Below are 15,173 nucleotides of genomic sequence, written 5' to 3'. Positions count from 1 at the left end.
ATTTTTCAACTGTTTGCACCTCCCCCTCTTCCTCGGGGAGCAGGCCCGGGAGGAGGCCGAGTCCCTGGGCCGGAAGATGCGCCGCTACTGGACGGCCTTCGCCCGGGAGGGGGAGCCCGGGGGGTGGCCCCGCTGGCCCCTCTACCGGGAGGGCCAGGTCCTGCGGCTGGACGTCCCCGTGGGCCTCCTCCCCGACCCCTACGGGGAGCGGTGCCGCGCCCTCGAGGCCCTTGGGCTACTCTAGGGGCATGAAGGGAAGGGCCACCTGCCCCCTGGACTGCCCGGACGCCTGTAGCCTCCTCCTCACCCTGGAGGAGGGCAGGCTGGCGAAGGTGGAGGGCGACCCCCGCCACCCCGTCACCCGGGGCTTCGCCTGCGCCAAGACCTACCGCTACCCGGAGAGGGTGCGGGAAAGGCTCCTCTACCCCATGCGCCGGGCGGGAAGGAAGGGCGAGGGGAGGTTCGTGCGGGTCTCCTGGGAGGAGGCCCTGGAGGAGATCGCCCTAAGGCTCAAGGAGGTCCTGGACCGGGAGGGGGGCGAGGCCGTCCTCCCCTACCACTACGCCGGGACCATGGGCCTCATAGAGAACCAGCACCCCCTGGCCTTCTTCCGGGCCATCGGGGCCTCGGAGCTCTTGGAGACCATCTGTTCTTCTGCGGGAAGCGCCGCCTGGGAGATGACCTACGGCCCCCGCCTCAGCCCCGACCCCGAGGAGGTCCCCGAGGCCCGCTACCTCCTCCTTTGGGGCATCAACAGCCTCTCCACCCATAGCCACCTCACCCCCTTCCTCAAGGAGGCGAGGAGGCGGGGGGCCAAGGTGGTCCACATAGACCCCTACGAAAACCTCACCTCCCGCTTCGCCGACCTCCACCTCAAGCTCCGCCCCGGCACGGACGCCGCCCTGGCCTACGCCCTGGCTCACGTCCTCTTCCGGGAGGGCCTGGTGGACTGGGACTACCTGGAAAGGGTGGCGGTGGGCTTGGAAGAGTACCAGAAAGCGGCGGAAAAGTGGACCCCAGAGAGGGCGAGCGCCCTCACCGGGGTGCCCGAGGAGGCCATCCTGCGCCTGGCCCGGGAGATGGGGGAGGCCAAGCGGGTTTTCTTGCGGGTGGGCTACGGCATGACCCGCCACCCGGGAGGGGGGAACGCCCTAAGGGCGGTGATCCTCCTCCCCGCCCTCCTCGGGGCCTGGCGCTACCCGGGGTGCGGGGCCATGCTCTCCACGAGCGGGGCCTTTCCCCTAAACCGCCGCTTCCTCGGGGGGCGGCACCTCCTCGAGGGGGACCACCCCCACGAGGGCTACTTCCGGCCGAACCCCAAGGCCCGGGCCGTGAACATGAACGGGCTCGGCACCGCCCTCACCGAGCTCAAGCCCCCCATAAGGGTCCTCTTCGTCTTCAACAGCAACCCCCTGGTGGTGGCCCCCAATACGGGGAAGGTGAGGGCGGGCCTGGAGCGGGAGGACCTCTTCACCGTGGTCCTGGAGCAGGTGATGACCGAGACCGCCCGCTTCGCCGACTACCTCCTCCCCGCCACCCTCTTCTACGAGCACCCCGACCTCTACACGAGCTACGGCCACTACTACCTCTCCTGGAACGAGCCCTTAAGCCCTCCCCAAGGGGAGGCCCGCCCCAACACCTGGGTCTTCCGGGAGCTGGCGAAGAGGCTTGGCCTGAAGGAGCCCACCCTCTACTGGACGGCCGAGGAGGTGGCGGAAAGCCTCCTCGCCTCGGACCACCCCTACCTGGAGGGGATCACCCTGGAGAGGCTCAAGCGGGAGGGCTTCGTGAAGCTCCACCTCCCCAAGCCCTTCCTCCCCTTCGCCCAAGGGAAGGTGCGCTTCAGCCCTCCCCCTGAGGTGATCCCCACCGAGCCCCTGCCGGACTACCCCCTGATCCTCCTCACCCCCCCGGCCCACCGCTTCCTGAACACCACCTACGGGAACGTGGAGGCCCTGGTGGAGGCGGAAGGCGGGGAGCCCAGGCTTCTCCTCCACCCCGAGGACGCCCGGGCGCGGGGGATCCAAAGCGGCATGCTCGTCCACATCCTTTCCCCTTGGGGGAGGATCACGAGGAAGGCGGTGGTGAGCGAGGCCCCCATCCCGGGAACGGCGGTCCTGGAGGGCACCTGGTGGGAGAAGTGGGCCCCGGACGGCAAGGGCGTGAACCACCTCACCTCGGAAAGGCTCACCGACCTGGGCGGGGGGAGCACCTTCCACTCCACCCCCGTGGAGGTGGAGCCCCTCAGGCTGGCCTAGGGGAGATTTGCGCCTGGGCTACAATCCTGCTACCTTGAGGGGGTGCGCGAGGCCCCAAGAAAGCGCTCCCTGGCCCTCGCCGCCTGGGGGGAGGAGGGGCTTCTTCTGGTCCTTCGCCCCCAGGAGGACCCCGAGTTCCCCGGGGCCTGGGGGCTTCCTGCGGTGAGCCTTCAAGGGGAAGAGGCCCTGGAGGAGGCCGCCCAAAGGGTGGCGCGGGAGAAGCTCGGCGCAGGGGTGGCCGAGGCTCGGCCCGTGGCCTTCGGCGTGGAGGAGCGGCCAGGGTACACCCTGGAGCTTTGGGTCTACGAGGGAAGGCTTCTCGGAAGGCCCCGCCTACCTGAGCCCAAGCCCGGCAAGACCTACTACACCGCCTTCCGCTTCGGCCGTCCCGAGGAGCTTAAGGCGGCCGCAAGGCAAGGCTCCCTCTGCAGCCGGCTCCTCCTCGCGGTCAAGGGGCTTTGCCCTTAGAAAAGACGCATGGAAACCCTGCTTCTCGTCCGACTCTTCCACGAGCTCGCCCTCAAGGGGAAGAACCGCCCCTTCTTCCTCAAGCGGGCCAAGGCCCACGTGGGACGGGCCCTAAGGGGCCTGGGGGCGGCCCTCGAGGCCGAGTGGCCCATGGCCCTCCTCTTCCGCCTCCCGGGGGAGGCCTGGCCCGAGGCCAGGGCCCGCCTCCGGGAAACCCTCGGGGTGGAGGGCTTCGCCCGGGTCTTGAGGACCTCCCCGGACCTCGAGGCCCTGAAGGCCGCCCTGGAGAAGGCCCTGAAGGGCGAGGCCTTCCTTAGCTTCCGCATCACCGCCAAGCGCACCGACAAACGCTTCCCCCTCACCTCCCCGGAGATGGAGCGCCTCCTCGGGGCTTTCGTGAAGGAAAGGACGGGAGCCCAGGTGCGGCTTAAGGGGGCGGAGCGGGAGTTCGTGGTGCGCCTCCTCCCCGGGGCGGCCCTTTTGGAGGTGGAGCGCCACCCGGGCCCCGGGGGCCTTCCCCCCGGGGTCTCGGGGCGGGTGGTGGCCCTCCTCTCCGGGGGAATGGACTCCCCCGTGGCCGCCTACCGCCTCATGCGCCGGGGGGCGGAGGTGGTCCTCGTCCACTTCCACCCCTTCCCCCTCCTCTCGGGGGCGAGCCGGGAGAAGGCGAGGGCCCTCGCCGAGCGCCTCTCCCGCTTTCAGCACCGCCTGAGGCTCCACCTCGTCCCCTTCAGCGAGGTCCAGCGGCACATCCTCGCCGAGGCCCCCCCGGCCTACCGGGTGGTCCTCTACCGCCGCTACATGCTGAGGATCGCCGAGGCCATCGCCAGGGAGGAAGGGGCCCTCGCCCTTTGCACCGGGGACAGCCTGGGCCAGGTGGCCTCCCAGACCCTGGAGAACCTCCACGCCGTGAACCAGGCGGCCACCCTCCCCGTTCTAAGGCCCCTCATCGGTTGGGACAAGCAGGAGATCGTGGCCGAGGCCAAGAGGATCGGCACCTACGAGACCTCCATCCTCCCCGACGAGGAGTGCTGCACCCTCTTCGCCCCCAAGCACCCCGTGACCCGGGCGAGGCTCGAGGTGGTCCTGAAGGCCGAGGCCCGCCTGCCCACGGAGGACCTCCTCGCCCTGGCCCTAAAGGAGCGGGAGGTCCTCACCTACACCTGGCCCGGAAAGCCCCTACCCAAGGAGCCGGAAGGCGCGCTTATAATGGAGCATGGACCTGCTTGAAGCGAAGCGGCTTCTGGAGACCGGGGCCACCACCCCCCTCGCCCTCCTGGAGGAGGCCTTGGAGCGGGCCAAGGCCTTCCAGGACCGGAACGCCCTCGCCTACCTGGACGAGGAGGCCGCCAGAAAGGAGGCCCTCGCCCTCACCGAGGAGCTCAAGCGGGGCCAGGTGCGGGGGCCCCTCCACGGCCTTCCCCTCACGGTGAAGGACCTCTTCCCCGTGAAGGGCATGCCCACCCGGGCGGGGACAAAGGCCCCCCTTCCCCCCCTTCCCGAGGAGGCCCGGGCGGTGCGGCGCCTAGAGGAGGCGGGGGCCCTCCTCTTCGCCAAGACCAACATGCACGAGATCGCCCTGGGGATCACCGGGGAGAACCCCTGGACGGGCCCCGTGCGGAACGCCATAGACCCCACCCGCCAGGCCGGGGGGTCTAGCGGCGGGAGCGCCGTGGCCGTGGCCCTGGGGATCGGCCTCGCCTCTTTGGGCACGGACACCGGGGGGTCCATCCGGATCCCCGCGGGCTTCAACGGGGTGGTGGGCTTCAAGCCCTCCTACGGCCGGGTGAGCCTGGAAGGGGCCCTCCCCCTCTCCCGCTCCACGGACCACGCCGGGCCCCTCGCGAGGAGCGTGCGGGACGCCCACTTTCTCGCGGAGATCCTGGCGGGGGAGAGCCTCCCCCTGGAGGGCCCCCAGAACCCCACCTTCGGGGTGCCCCTGGACTTCCTGGAGGGGAGGCTTGGGGTGGGGGTGCGGAAGGCCTTCACGAGGCTTCTGGAAGACCTTCCCGCCCTCCGGGCCAAGGTGCGGGAGGTCTCCTTGCCCTTGAGGGGGGTCTACGAGGTCTACACCCGGCTCGTGCGCTACGAGGCGGCCCGCATCCACGAGAAGGCCCTGAAGGAGCATCCCGAAGGCTTTTCTCCCCAGGTGCGGGAAGCCCTCCTCGCGGGCCTTGCCCTCACGGAGAAGGACTACCGGGACGCCGTGGCCGAGCGGGAGGCCCTGAGGCTGGAGCTGGTGAAGGCCCTAAGGGGGGTGGACGCCCTCCTCCTCCCCGTCCAGCCCCTCCCCGCCCCTCCCCTGGGCACGGAGGAGGTGGAGCTGGAATCGGGGAAGAGGAGCCACCGGGAAGCCTTCATCACCCTCACCCTCCCCTTCAGCCTCCTCGGGGTGCCCACCCTGGCCCTGCCCTTCGCCAAGGTGGAGGGGATGCCCGTGGGCCTCCAGGTGGTGGGGCCCTACGCCGAGGACGGGAGGGTGCTCGCCATCGGGGGCTGGCTCGAGGCCCGGCTCACCTGAGCCAGAGGTAAAGGAGCGCCAGGGAAGCGAGGGTGAGGGGTAGGCCTAGGCGGAGGTGCTCCAGGAGCCCCACCCGCACCCCCTCCCGCCCCGCCCCCTCGGCCACGATGAGGTTGGCCACGCTGGCGAGCAGGGTGAGGTTCCCCGCCAGGGTGCTCCCTCCGGCGAGGAGGAGCCACTCCTCGGGGGTCTTGGCCAGGGGGGCGAGGAGGAGGACCGCGGGCACGTTGGAGAGGAGGAGGGAGAGGAAGAGGGCGGCGAGGAGGAGGCCAAGGGGGCTTCCCGCCAGGGGCAGGAGGGCCTCGGCGAGCCCCAGGCGGCGCACCCCTTCCGTGAGGACGAAAAGCCCTCCGAACATCACGAGGAGCTCCCAGTCCACCCTCTGGAAGTACCGCTCGGAGCGGAGCCTCCGGGTGAAGAGGAGAAGCCCCGCCGCCACCAGGGCCCCCTGGGCCATGGGGTAGCCCAGGAGGAAGGCGAGAAGGAGCCCCGAGGCCACGAGAAGCCCCTTGCGGAGAAGCCCGGGGTGGAGGCGGTAGCGCAAGGGGGGAAGGGGCGGGAGGGGCCCTAGGGAGCGGACCTCGGGGTAGAGGAGGGCGAGGAGCGCCACCTGGAGGGCAAGCCCCAGGAGGGCCACGGGGAAAAGGGCCCGGAGGAAGTCCAGGTAGGCCATCCCCGAGAGGCTCGCCACCAGGATGTTCTGGGGGTTGCCCGTGGGGGTCATGAGGCTTCCCGTGTTCACCGCGGCCATGAGGGCGAGGAGGTAGGGCACGGGGTTCAGGCCCAGGCCCCGGGCGAGGCGCAGGACGAGGGGGGTGAGGAGGAGGGCCATGGTGTCGTTGAGGAAGAGGGCGGAAAGCCCTCCCGCCCCGAAGGAGAGGAGGACGAGGAGGGAAAAGGGGGTGCGGGCGAAGCGGAGAAGGCCCTGGGTGGCGAGGCCGAAGAAGCCCGCGTAGCCCAGGTGGGCGTTCAGGACCATGACCCCGAAGAGGAAGACCAGGGTGGGGGCGTCCAGAGCGCCCCAGGCCTCCTCGAGGTCCATCCCGCCAAGAAGCACCAGGAGGCTCGCCCCCACCAGGGCCACCCCCGCCCGGTTCATGCGGTAGCCGGGGAGGCCCCCTAGGGCGAGGCCCAGGTAGGCGAGGAGGAGGACGAGGAGGCTAAGGGCTTCCCGGAGCGCCATAGAGCCTTTCCTGAAGCCCCTTCTTTACCCGGGGCCACTCCTCCCGGAGGATGCTGTAGACCACGTCGTCGCGGAAAGTGCCATCGGAAAGCCTCCGGTTTCTCCGCAACACCCCTTCCCGCACCGCCCCCAGAGCCTCCAGGGCCTTCTGGCTCCTTTCGTTCCTCAGGTCCACCTTGAACTGGACCCTTTCCGCCAAGAGGACCTCAAAGGCGTGGCGGAGGAGAAGGTACTTGGCCTCCTTGTTGGCGGGGCTTCCCCAGAAGGGCTTGAAGAGCATGGTGCCGATCTCAAGCCTTCCGTGCTCGGGCTCGGGGGCGATGACGGAGATCCGCCCCGCAACCTCCTCGCCGAGGAGGATGGCCCAGTTCACCCGCCCGGGTTCCCCAAGGAGCCCCTCCAGGTGGGCCCGTAGGGCCTCTTCCAGGGGCTCTCCGGCCCTTGGGGCGCGGCTTAGGAAGCGGTAGACCTCGAGGTCAAAGTGGCGGAGGAAGTGGGGAAGGTGGGCGAGGCCGAGGGGCTCCAGGCGCACGTACCGCCCGGTGAGGACCTCGGGGAAGGTCCACATGGGGCCATTATCCTGGAAGGGTGGACCCCCTGGAAGAGGTGTTGGCCCTCCTCAAGCTCCCCCACCGGGGAAGCGCCACCCCCCTCGAGGCCGCCCGAAGGACCCCGGGAGCGCGGCCCCTGCGCTACCGCCTGGCCTACTTTGACACCTTGCCCTTGGCGCAAAGGGGCTTCCCCACCCTCACCCTGGTCCGCCTGGAAGGAGGCGTCCCCCCGGACTGGCACTGGCCCACGGACACCTTCGCCCGGCTGGACAGGAAGGCCCTTCAGGAAACCCGGGCCTACGCCAAGGCCCTCCTTTCCGCCCTCTTCCAGGGCTCCCAAGGGCCTGTGGTACCTTAAGGGCAATGTTCCGCGTGGGCATCCTCACGGTTTCCGACAAGGGCTTCCGCGGGGAGCGGGAGGACACCACCCACCTGGCCATCCGCGAGGCCCTGAAGGGGGGGCCCTTTGAGGTGGCGGCCTACGAGATCGTCCCCGACGAGCCCCCCATGATCAAGAAGGTCCTCAGGCTCTGGGCCGACCGCGAGGGCCTGGACCTAGTCCTCACCAACGGGGGCACGGGGCTCGCCCCCCGGGACCGGACCCCCGAGGCCACCCGGGAGATGGTGGAGCGGGAGGTGCCGGGCCTCGCCGAGCTCATGCGGCTCCAGGGCCTCCGGAAGACCCCCATGGCCGCCCTCTCCCGGGGCATCGCCGGGGTGCGGGGCAAGACCCTCATCCTGAACCTCCCGGGAAGCCCCAAGGGGGCGAGGGAGTCCTTGGAGGCGGTGCTCCCCGTCCTGCCTCACGCCCTCTCCTTGGTGACGGGCAAGCCCTGGAAGGAGGGGCACCATGAGTAGGGTCCCGGAGCCCTCGGTCTTCCTGGTGGTGGACGAGGCCAAGCGGAAGGCCCGGGAGAGGGGGGTGAGGCTCATAGACCTCTCCATCGGCTCCACCGACCTCCCGCCCCCCGAGGCCCCCCTAAGGGCCCTCGCCGAGGCCCTGAAGGACCCCGCCACCTACGGCTACTGCCTGAGAAGTTGCACCCTCCCCTTCCTGGAGGAGGCGGCCCGCTGGTACGAGGGGCGCTACGGGGTAAGCCTTGACCCCAGGCGGGAGGCCCTGGCCCTCATCGGAAGCCAGGAGGGCCTGGCCCACCTCCTCCTCGCCCTCACGGAGCCTGGTGACCTCCTCCTCCTTCCCGAGGTGGCCTACCCGAGCTACTTCGGGGCGGCCCGGGTGGCCTCCCTAAGCACCTTTTTGATTCCCCTAAGGGAAGACGGCCTCGCCGACCTGAAGGCGGTGCCGGAGGGCGCGTGGGGGGAGGCCAAGGTCCTCCTCCTCAACTACCCCAACAACCCCACGGGGGCCGTGGCCGACTGGGCCTACTTTGAGGAGGCCCTGGCCCTCGCCCGGAGGCACGGCCTCTGGCTGGTCCACGACAACCCCTACGTGGACCAGGTCTATGACGGAGAGGCCCCCTCCCCCCTGGCCCTCCCCGGGGCTAAGGAGCGGGTGGTGGAGCTCTTCTCCCTCTCCAAGAGCTACAACCTGGCGGGCTTCCGCCTGGGCTTCGCCCTGGGGAGCGAGGAGGCCATAGCGCGCCTGGAGCGGGTCAAGGGGGTCATAGACTTCAACGCCTACGCGGGGATCCTCCGCATGGGGGTGGAGGCCCTGAAGACCCCCCGGGAGACCACCCAGGGCTACGCCCGGGTTTACCGGGAGAGGGCTTTGAGGATGGCCGAGGCCCTTGGGGGGGCCCTAAGCCTCCTTCCCCCCAGGGCCACCATGTACCTCTGGGGGAGGCTTCCTGAGGGGGTGGACGACCTGGAGTTCGCCCTAAACCTCGTGGAACAGGGGGTGGCCCTCGCCCCCGGGCGGGGGTTCGGGCCCGGGGGCGTGGGATGGGTGCGCATCGCCTTGGTAAGGCCTCTAGAAGAGCTTTTGCGGGCGGCGGAGACCCTCCGGGAAGCGCTGAAGCTCGGACGGCCTTAGCCCGCCCGCAGGCCCAGGAAGAACCCCCCCACGAAGCTCGCCCCGAAGGGGAGGTTGTAGGTCAGGGTGGAAAGGAGCCTCTCCCAGAGGCGAAAGATGGGCTCCACGTCTTTCTGGATGCGGTTCCAGTCCACCTGGACGTAGCCTCCCTGGGCCAGAAGCTGGAGGGCCATGAAGGAGAGGCCGAGGAGCAGGGCCAAAAGGCGGCCCACCTTTTTGAAGACGTAGCCCACGGCGTAGCCGGCGAGGCCGCCGAAGGTCATCTGCCCGAGGTAGGGGGTGAGGTCGGGGAACTCCACGGCTTTCACCCTAGCGCGGGTAGGGCGGCGGGGCAAGCGCCCCGGACGCTATGCGCCCTCCAGGCCGAGGAGTCGGGCCTCCTTCTTCATGGCCTCGAGGACGAAGGCCATGTGCTCCTCCAGGGCAACCCCCAGTTCCTCGGCCCCCAGGCGGATCTCCTCCCGGTTCACCCCCTTGGCGAAGGCCTTGTCCTTGAACTTCTTCTTGAGGCTGGGAAGCTCCAGGCCGAGGATGGATCGGTCGGGCCGCACGTACACCGCGGCGGTGATGAGGCCCGTGAGCTCGTCCACGGCGAAGAGGGCCTTGGCCATGAGGCTTTCCCGGGGGACCCCGGTGTAGCTGGCGTGGCCCAGGATGGCCTTCAGCACCTCCTCGGGGTAGCCCAGGCGCTTTAGCTCCTCCACCCCCCGATAGGGGTGAAGCTCGGGGTACTTCTCGTAGTCCATGTCGTGGAGCACCCCGGCGATGGCCCAAAGCTCCTCGTCCTCCCCGAAGCGCCTCGCGTAGGCCCGCATGGCCACCTCCACCGCCCGCATGTGCCGCCTTAGGGACTCGCTTTCCGTCCAGGCCTCCATGAGGGCCAGGGCTTCCTCAAAGCTCGGCATGCCCTAAAGTATACCCATGCGCATTGGCTACGGCGAGGACAGCCACCGCCTGGAGGAGGGAAAGCCCCTTTACCTCTGCGGCCTCCCCATCCCAAGCCCCGTGGGGGCCCTGGCCCACTCCGACGGGGACGCCGCCCTCCACGCCCTCACCGACGCCCTCCTCTCCGCCTACGGCCTTGGGGACATCGGCCTCCTCTTCCCCGACACCGACCCCCGCTGGCGCGGGGCGCGGAGCGAGGTCTTCCTGAGGGAGGCCCTGCGCCTGGTGGCCGAGCGGGGGGGGCGGCTTTTGCAGGCGAGCCTGGTCCTCACCCTGGACCGGCCCAAGCTCGCCCCCCACCGGGAGGCCCTGGTGGGGAGCCTGGCCCGGCTTTTGGGCCTCCCGGTGGACCGCGTGGGCCTCGGCTTCAAGACCTCCGAGGGCCTGGCGCCCTCCCACGTCCAGGCCCGGGCGGTGGTGCTTCTGGATGGTTGAGGCCCTGGTCTGGCTCGGCACCCTGGTCTTCGCGGCCACGGGGGCCCTGAAGGGGGTGGAGAAGGGGTTTGACCTCCTTGGGGTCCTGGTCCTGGCCACGGTGACGGCCGTGGGGGGCGGGTCCATCCGGGACGTCCTGGTGGGCACCCTGCCCCCCACGGCCCTCAGGAACGAGCCCCTCCTTTGGGGTGTGGTCCTCACCGGGCTTCTCGTCTTCCGCTTCCACCCCCGGGTGCAGGCCCTGGGGCCTTTGATCTACTACCTGGACACCCTGGGCCTAGGCCTCTTCGCCGCCTTGGGGGCGGAGAGGGGTCTTCAGGCGGGCCTCGGTCCCTTTGGCGTGGCCCTGGCGGGCACCCTCTCGGGGGTGGGGGGTGGGGTGCTCCGGGACGTGCTCTCGGGGGAGGTGCCGGGCATCCTCTACCGGGCGGGGGACCTCTACGCCTCGGCGGCGTTGGTGGGGGCCTTGGTGGTCTACGCCCTCCACGGAAGCCACCCGGAGGGGGCCCTCTTCCTGGGGGCCTTGACCACGGTCCTCCTCCGGGTCTTCGGGCGGAGGCTCGGCCTCCGCCTCCCCACCCCCAGGTGAGGCCTACCTCAGCTTGGCGAGCTCCTGGCGGGCCCTCTCCTGGTCGTAGCGGTCGGCGGCGGTTCTGGCGGGAAGGGAGAGGGCCACTTCCAGCTGCTTTCTGGCCTCCTCCGTCTTCCCCCAGGCGGAAAGCACCCGGGCGTACTCCACCCGGTGGATGATGCCCTCGGGCTCCAGCTCAATGGCCCGCCGCATGAGGGGCTCCACCTTGCCCCCATCGGCCCCCTGGGTGGCGGCCACCAGCCAGCCCTTCTGCACCAGCTCAAAGTGCCATAGGGCCAGGGCCACCATGGCCCCGGCGTGGTCCGGCTTGAGCTTGAGGGTCTTTTCCAGGTCGCCCCGGATCCTTGGGGCGAGGCCCTCGGCCAGGGCCTCGAGGATCCCCTTGTACTGGGAAAGCCTTCCCAAGGCTCGGGCCCGCTCAAAGTAGCCCTCCGGGTAGTCCGGGGCCTTGGCGATGGCCTGGGAGGCGGCCTTCTCCGCCCGCTCAAACCAGGCGCGCTTCTCGGCGTCCTTGGCCTGGTACATGGCGTAGAAGCTCGCCCCCTTGGCCGCCAAGGCCAGGGCCTCGGGGGTGGCGAGCTTGAGGCCCATCTCGTAGGCCTCCTGGAACCGCCCGGCGTCCAGGAGGGCCTCCACCTGGGAGGCTTGGGCCAGGGCCAAGGGAAAAAGGCTCGTCAAAAGCAGGACAAGGGAACGCTTCATGGGCTTCACCCCGGGGGATTATACCCGGTCCAAAGCCTGGGGCAAGGGGCGGGCGTAAACTGGAGGACATGAGGCTTGTCCTGGGGCTTGCGTGGGTATTGGGCCTCCTGGGCCTGGCCCAGGGGGCGGGGGAGTATTACGCCCGTTGCGAGCGCCTTTACCAACAAGGCGCCCTGGAAAGCGCCCAGGCCACCTGTGAGCTGGCCTTGGTGGCCGATCCCGAGTACCGGCCCGCCCTGCGCCTGCTGGCCCGCATCCACCTGGAGAGGAAGGACGCGGCCCAGGCCGCCGCCTACCTGGAGCGCCTGGGGGAGGACCCGAAGGCCCTTCCCCTTCGGGCGCGGCTTCTCCTCCTGGAGGGGAAACCGGAAGAGGTCCTTAGGCTTTCCCTTCCCGAAACCCCGGAGGGGCGGCTCCTTCGGGCTTTGGCCCTCGAGGCCCAAGGCCGCCTCGAGGAAGCCCTCCAGGAGGCCCGGGGCCTTCCCCCCACCCCGGAGGTGCGCCTTCTTCTGGCCCGGCTCCACCTGGCCTTGGGCAGGCCCGAGGAGGGGCTTGCCGTTTTGGGGTCCACCCTGGAGGAGCGCCTGGAGCGGGGCCGCCTCCTCTTCCTTTCGGGAAGGCCTAGGGAGGCGGTGGCCCTTTTGGAGGGGGTCCTGCCGGACCTTTCCGGCCGGCCCGACCTCCAGCGGGAGGCCCTTTCCACCCTGGTCCTGGCCTACTTCGGCCAGGGGGACTGGGCCCGGGGGCAGGCGGCCTTGGGGCAGCTTTCGGGGCTTCTGAACCTTCCCGGGCTTCTCCTCGCCCGGGTGTGGCCCTGGCTCCTGGCCCTTTTGGCCTTTTTGGTTCTGGTGATCCTCGGGGAAAGCCGCATTGAGCCCCTGCGCACGGTGGAGGTGGTGGAAAACCCCCTCCCGGGGCCGGGGAGCCTCTACCTTCTGGTCCTCCTGGCCTTGGCCTTGGCCCTGGGGGTGGCCCTTTTTCTGGGCAAGGCCCTCTTCGCCAACCTCCTGGCCCTCTTCACCCCGTACCAGAAGGTCCAGGTCCTCCCGAGCTTCTTTTTCGCGTACGGCTTCTTTCTTTTGGTGGGGCTTCTCCTCTGGCAGAGGCGGCGCCTTCCCCAGGTGCTGGGGCCCCTCGAGGGCTGGGTGGAAGGGTTCTGGGTGGGGCCTTTCCTGGTCCTGGTCCTCTTCGCCTACGGGCTGGTGCGGCCCTTCTTGGGGCTTTCCACCTTGCCCCTTCACCTCCTGGCCTTCTTGGGCCTCGCCCTCATGGAGCCCTTCTTCCGGGGCTTAGTTCCTTGGGTGTTTAGGGAGCGCTACCGGGACCTGGCCCCCCATCTCTCCACCCTCTTCTTCGCCCTGGCGGTGCCCGGCCCCACCTTTCTTCTCCTCCTCTTGGGGGCCGGCCTCCTTTGGGCCAGGGAGCGTACGGGGGGCGTCTTGGGGGTGGCCTTGGGCTGGGTGGTGGCGGGGGTGGTCCTGGCCCTCTTCCCCCCGGCCTGGTTGCGAAAGTTCTAGATGAGACCGGTCTTCTTCCTCTCCGACTTCGGCCTGGAAGACCCCTACGTGGGGGTGGTCAAGGCGGTGCTCCGGGAGCGGGCCCCAGGGGTTGCCGTGGTGGACCTGGCCCACGACCTCCCTCCCCAGGACCTCCGGCGGGCCGCCTACGCCCTCTTTGAAGCGGTTCCCTACCTGCCGGAGGGGGCCGTGGTCCTGGCGGTGGTGGACCCCGGGGTGGGAACCTCCCGGCGGGCCGTGGCCGTCCGGGGGAGGCGGTGGTACGTGGGCCCGGACAACGGCCTCTTCACCCTGGCCTGGCTCCTGGACCCGCCCCAGAGGGCCTTTCTCCTGGAGCGGGTAACCCCGCCCAGGCCCAGGGGCGTGGAGCCCCTCCTTGGCTGGGCCCCGGGGGCGCACACCTTCCACGGCCGCGACCGCTTCGCCCCCGCCGCGGCCCACCTGGCCCTGGGGCTTTCCCCTGAGGCCCTGGGGCCGGAGGTGGCCCCGGAAGGCCTTCTCCGCCTGCCCCTGGCCCTGAGCCACGGCCCCAGGGGGGAGATCCTCACCTTTGACCGCTTCGGCAACGCCATCACCACCTTGCTCTGGGCTCCCTTGGGCGGCTTCGTGGAGGTGGCGGAAAGGCGGCTTCCCGTCCGGCGCACCTTCGGCGAGGCGGCTTGGGGAGAGGCTCTGGCCTACCTGGGGAGCGCCGGCCTTTTGGAGATAGCCCTTCACGGGGGAAGCGCCCGTGAGGCCCTCGGCCTAAAGGAGGGGATGCCCGTAGCGCTCCTAGAGGTCCTGGACTAGGCGGGCCAGCTCTGGGAGGAAGTCGCTGGCGGTGAAGTCCAGGCTCACCGGGGTAAGGGAGATGTACCCCCGGCGCACCGCCCAAAGGTCCGTTCCCTCCTCTTCCTCGCCCACGGGGGTGCCCGCGATCCAGTAGTAGGGCCTGCCCTCCGGGTCCAGCCGCTCCACCACGGTGTCCTCAAAGTGGTGGGTGGAAAGCCGGGTCACCTGGAGGCCTCGAGGAGCCCCGGCGGGGAAGTTCACGTTGAGGAGCACCCCCTTGGGAAGGCCCCGCTCCGCCACCCTCTTGGCGATGCGCACCGCCCACTCCGCCGCGTGGGCGAAGTTCAGCTCTTCTCCCGAGGTGTCCAGGCTGAAGGCGATGGAGGGGATGCCCAAGGAGGTGCCCTCCAGAGCCGCCGCCACCGTGCCCGAGTGGGTGAGGTCCAGGCCCAGGTTCACCCCGAGGTTGATGCCGGAGACCAGAAGGTCCGGCCGCCCCAGGAGGTGCACCCCCAGGACCACGCAGTCCGCCGGGGTGCCGTCCACCCGGTAGGCGGGGATCTCCCCGAAGCCGGCGCTTTGGGTGTGCTTGAATCGCAAGGGCCGGCGGACGGTGATGCCGTGGCCCACCGCCGACTGCTCCACGTCGGGGGCCACCACGTACACTTCTCCCAAGGCCCGCATGGCCAGGCCCAAGGCCTTGATGCCGGGGGAAAAGATGCCGTCGTCGTTGGAAACGAGGATGCGCATGCCCTAAGCCTAAAAGAAAAGGCCCCCCTCTGAGAGGCCTTTCCGAGCCGCCTTTTAGATGCGGCGGACCCTCTTGGCCTGGGGGCCCTTGCCGCCCCGGCCGGGCTCCTCCTCAAACTCCACCCGCTCCCCTTCCCTGGAGCGAGGCCTCCGTCTCGCGGTAGGTGAGGCGGAAGAAGGTGCGGTAGTCTAACGGAGAAGAAAGCGCCCTGCGCCCCTTCACGGGCCCCCGGCGAGAAGAGGGGCCAGGGTCTCCTTGAGGGCCAGACGGCGGGGGTAGGCCTTGAGGAGGTTCTGGGCCATGGCCCGGGCCGCCTCCGGGTCCAGGCGAGAGGCCTTCGCAAGAAGCCTCGCCGCTTCCTGGTAGGCCCTCCGGGTGCCCTTCTCCACCTCCCGCCCCGCCGCCTCCAGGTAAAGCCGCACCGCCTCCTCGGGAAGCCTCGCCTCCAGGGCCTCGGCCAGGGCGGGGTAGGCCTCCGGGGAAGCC

17 protein-coding genes and 3 pseudogenes are annotated in these 15,173 nt (G+C 70.1%); 12 read left to right on the top strand and 8 right to left on the bottom strand.

Features of this window, described 5'->3' with window-relative positions:
* Positions 1-19: 19 nt before the first annotated feature.
* The 5 genes and pseudogenes from AC01Y6_RS04850 to AC01Y6_RS04830 form a co-directional block, all read left to right on the top strand.
* Positions 20-244: pseudogene (locus AC01Y6_RS04850) on the top strand (carboxylesterase/lipase family protein); the annotation flags it as partial.
* Positions 245-248: 4 nt separating this feature from the next.
* Positions 249-2,258 carry a molybdopterin oxidoreductase family protein gene (locus tag AC01Y6_RS04845; protein ID WP_476670498.1) on the top strand — a complete coding sequence of 670 codons (2,010 nt, stop codon included), beginning with the start codon at positions 249-251 and terminating at the stop codon, positions 2,256-2,258.
* Positions 2,259-2,300: 42 nt separating this feature from the next.
* Positions 2,301-2,726 (top strand): NUDIX hydrolase, encoded by a 426-nt coding sequence (locus AC01Y6_RS04840; protein ID WP_476670497.1) that lies wholly within the window; start codon positions 2,301-2,303, stop codon positions 2,724-2,726.
* A 9-nt stretch (positions 2,727-2,735) separates the two neighbouring features.
* The gene (thiI, locus tag AC01Y6_RS04835; protein WP_428719759.1) at positions 2,736-3,956 is read left to right on the top strand and encodes a tRNA uracil 4-sulfurtransferase ThiI; all 1,221 of its coding nucleotides are present in this window, start codon (positions 2,736-2,738) and stop codon (positions 3,954-3,956) included.
* Complete coding sequence (locus AC01Y6_RS04830) at positions 3,943-5,247, top strand: amidase (RefSeq protein ID WP_476670495.1); 1,305 nt, start codon at positions 3,943-3,945, stop codon at positions 5,245-5,247. The genes thiI and AC01Y6_RS04830 overlap by 14 nt, the downstream gene beginning before the upstream one ends.
* Here AC01Y6_RS04830 and AC01Y6_RS04825 read toward each other — a convergent pair.
* Entirely contained in the window at positions 5,240-6,430 is a 1,191-nt protein-coding gene (locus tag AC01Y6_RS04825; RefSeq protein ID WP_476670494.1) for an anion transporter, read from the bottom strand. The two genes, AC01Y6_RS04830 and AC01Y6_RS04825, sit on opposite strands and share 8 nt — an antisense overlap.
* Entirely contained in the window at positions 6,408-6,998 is a 591-nt protein-coding gene (locus tag AC01Y6_RS04820) for a GNAT family N-acetyltransferase (RefSeq protein WP_428720381.1), read from the bottom strand. Before AC01Y6_RS04820 ends, AC01Y6_RS04825 begins: the two co-directional genes overlap by 23 nt.
* Positions 6,999-7,018: 20 nt before the next feature.
* On the opposite strand from AC01Y6_RS04820, the gene AC01Y6_RS04815 reads away from it, so the two are divergent.
* Genes AC01Y6_RS04815 through AC01Y6_RS04805 form a run of 3 tightly spaced genes read left to right on the top strand, consistent with a single transcriptional unit; the run spans position 7,019 to position 8,974 of the window.
* Complete coding sequence (locus AC01Y6_RS04815; RefSeq protein ID WP_476670493.1) at positions 7,019-7,339, top strand: hypothetical protein; 321 nt, start codon at positions 7,019-7,021, stop codon at positions 7,337-7,339.
* A gap of 5 nt (positions 7,340-7,344) precedes the next feature.
* A complete protein-coding gene (locus tag AC01Y6_RS04810) occupies positions 7,345-7,839 on the top strand; it encodes a MogA/MoaB family molybdenum cofactor biosynthesis protein (RefSeq protein ID WP_476670492.1) in 495 nt (164 codons plus the stop codon).
* A complete protein-coding gene (locus tag AC01Y6_RS04805; RefSeq protein WP_476670490.1) occupies positions 7,832-8,974 on the top strand; it encodes an aminotransferase class I/II-fold pyridoxal phosphate-dependent enzyme in 1,143 nt (380 codons plus the stop codon). Before AC01Y6_RS04810 ends, AC01Y6_RS04805 begins: the two co-directional genes overlap by 8 nt.
* On the opposite strand, the gene AC01Y6_RS04800 is transcribed toward AC01Y6_RS04805, so the two are convergent.
* Positions 8,971-9,273 carry an FUN14 domain-containing protein gene (locus tag AC01Y6_RS04800; RefSeq protein WP_347241027.1) on the bottom strand — a complete coding sequence of 101 codons (303 nt, stop codon included), beginning with the start codon at positions 9,271-9,273 and terminating at the stop codon, positions 8,971-8,973. The genes AC01Y6_RS04805 and AC01Y6_RS04800 overlap by 4 nt on opposite strands.
* 48 nt (positions 9,274-9,321) lie before the next feature.
* On the bottom strand, positions 9,322-9,879 hold the full coding sequence (locus AC01Y6_RS04795) for an HD domain-containing protein (protein ID WP_347241028.1): 558 nt from the start codon (positions 9,877-9,879) through the stop codon (positions 9,322-9,324).
* Between the two features lie 16 nt (positions 9,880-9,895).
* Here AC01Y6_RS04795 and ispF point away from each other — a divergent pair, with 16 nt between their 5' ends.
* Both ispF and AC01Y6_RS04785 read left to right on the top strand, forming a co-directional pair.
* A complete protein-coding gene (gene ispF, locus AC01Y6_RS04790; RefSeq protein WP_428720384.1) occupies positions 9,896-10,354 on the top strand; it encodes a 2-C-methyl-D-erythritol 2,4-cyclodiphosphate synthase in 459 nt (152 codons plus the stop codon).
* Entirely contained in the window at positions 10,347-10,943 is a 597-nt protein-coding gene (locus AC01Y6_RS04785) for a trimeric intracellular cation channel family protein (RefSeq protein ID WP_347241030.1), read from the top strand. Before ispF ends, AC01Y6_RS04785 begins: the two co-directional genes overlap by 8 nt.
* A gap of 3 nt (positions 10,944-10,946) precedes the next feature.
* On the opposite strand, the gene AC01Y6_RS04780 is transcribed toward AC01Y6_RS04785, so the two are convergent.
* On the bottom strand, positions 10,947-11,648 hold the full coding sequence (locus AC01Y6_RS04780) for a hypothetical protein (protein WP_476670488.1): 702 nt from the start codon (positions 11,646-11,648) through the stop codon (positions 10,947-10,949).
* A gap of 68 nt (positions 11,649-11,716) precedes the next feature.
* On the opposite strand from AC01Y6_RS04780, the gene AC01Y6_RS04775 reads away from it, so the two are divergent.
* Together AC01Y6_RS04775 and AC01Y6_RS04770 are read left to right on the top strand one after the other, a co-directional pair.
* Positions 11,717-13,165 carry a tetratricopeptide repeat protein gene (locus AC01Y6_RS04775; protein ID WP_476670486.1) on the top strand — a complete coding sequence of 483 codons (1,449 nt, stop codon included), beginning with the start codon at positions 11,717-11,719 and terminating at the stop codon, positions 13,163-13,165.
* The gene (locus AC01Y6_RS04770) at positions 13,166-13,954 is read left to right on the top strand and encodes an SAM hydrolase/SAM-dependent halogenase family protein (RefSeq protein ID WP_428715556.1); all 789 of its coding nucleotides are present in this window, start codon (positions 13,166-13,168) and stop codon (positions 13,952-13,954) included.
* On the opposite strand, the gene surE is transcribed toward AC01Y6_RS04770, so the two are convergent.
* From surE to AC01Y6_RS04755, 3 genes and pseudogenes are all read right to left on the bottom strand, one after another.
* Complete coding sequence (gene surE / locus AC01Y6_RS04765; RefSeq protein ID WP_428720387.1) at positions 13,937-14,686, bottom strand: 5'/3'-nucleotidase SurE; 750 nt, start codon at positions 14,684-14,686, stop codon at positions 13,937-13,939. The genes AC01Y6_RS04770 and surE overlap by 18 nt on opposite strands.
* A gap of 54 nt (positions 14,687-14,740) precedes the next feature.
* A pseudogene (locus tag AC01Y6_RS04760) lies at positions 14,741-14,821 on the bottom strand (cold-shock protein); the annotation flags it as partial.
* Between the two features lie 84 nt (positions 14,822-14,905).
* Positions 14,906-15,173, bottom strand: a pseudogene (locus AC01Y6_RS04755) (SWIM zinc finger family protein); the annotation flags it as partial.

This window comes from Thermus sp. (assembly GCF_056332225.1).
The sequence above is the reverse complement of the archived record's forward strand: the minus strand, read 5'-3'. Positions and strand labels throughout refer to the sequence as shown.